The sequence below is a fragment of the Mesorhizobium sp. M00.F.Ca.ET.216.01.1.1 genome, from assembly GCF_004010325.2.
GTDB lineage: Bacteria > Pseudomonadota > Alphaproteobacteria > Rhizobiales > Rhizobiaceae > Mesorhizobium.
Genome location: NZ_SADR02000082.1, coordinates 1 through 998 on the forward strand (window position 1 = coordinate 1; position 998 = coordinate 998).

Below are 998 nucleotides of genomic sequence, written 5' to 3' on the forward strand. Positions count from 1 at the left end.
TTGCGACGGGCGCGTGTCGACTTCCCAACAATGTCAGACAGGAGACACAACGCTATCGGAGCGATCGCATTGCTTTGTAATGAATTTCCCAGTTGGCACGACAAATGCGGTCCTATGGGCAAAAGCACTGCCGCTCTGGATCGACCGAAAGGAATTTCCCATGATCACGCCTTTCGAACATGCCGTCGCCGCCGCCAACACCGCGGAGACCCGAGCCGACGGAAGCCTCTATCCCTTCTTTCTGAAGGCTGTCCGGACATGAACGCATTTGATGTCCGTCCAACGCTGGATGCTCCCGACGACGATCCCTATCTCTGGCTTGAAGATGTAGAGGGCGAGCGGGCACTTGCCTGGGCCGCCGGCCAGTCGGCAAAGACCCTGAAGCACTTCGGTGGAACGCAGTTCGAGCGCGACCGCGCGGCTCTGAAGGCAGGCCTGTTCCCTAGGCGGCGGCGCATCTCCCCCGGCCGAGTCGCATGGCTTGAATCCGATATCAGGGCTTGGATGGAAACTGGACCTGAGAGCCGCACCGCATGAATGTAGCCTCCGAACCTCTCCCGCTTGTGGCGCACCACGAAGCCGGGCACGCGGTGGCCGCCATCGTTTTGCAGCGTCAGTTGTTCGACGACGACCGTGAATTCCCTGCTTTCTCAAGTGTTAGTATTTACCCCGACGCCGGTGACGGAGATTACTATGGTGTTGTCATATGCAAGGCTTTTTATTTAGCGCAAGGATTCACCTCGAAGCGAAAGCCGATTTTCGAGGACGATATGGATCGATATTTGGAACGCGATGATGCGATCCGGCAGATAGTTACGTGTCTGGCAGGTCCTTTTGCAGAATCCGCATTCGAAGGCTATCTGGACCCGCGCGATATGGCGATGAATGCGTCCGACGCGAATGAGGGGAGCAGCGACTACGCGGATGCCAAGCGAATCTATGGTGAGTTGCGGTTCCTGATGCCGCGCCGCCCCGGTTGGAGGCGGATCGAAGATCGC

Annotated in this window: 3 protein-coding genes; all 3 read left to right on the top strand. The window is 57.9% G+C overall.

Features of this window, described 5'->3' with window-relative positions:
- Window positions 1-262: hypothetical protein (locus EN859_RS38835; protein ID WP_210237748.1), on the top strand; the 262-nt coding region annotated here is incomplete at its 5' end.
- A complete protein-coding gene (locus EN859_RS35110) occupies window positions 259-537 on the top strand; it encodes an AlpA family phage regulatory protein (protein ID WP_127856285.1) in 279 nt (92 codons plus the stop codon). The genes EN859_RS38835 and EN859_RS35110, both read left to right, overlap by 4 nt.
- Window positions 534-998: hypothetical protein (locus EN859_RS35115; protein ID WP_135913589.1), on the top strand; the 465-nt coding region annotated here is incomplete at its 3' end. The genes EN859_RS35110 and EN859_RS35115, both read left to right, overlap by 4 nt.

Coding starts and splice junctions, on each gene's coding strand:
- EN859_RS35110 (WP_127856285.1), top strand. CDS start 259: ATGAACGCATTTGATGTCCGTCCAACGCTGGATGCTCCCGACGACGAT.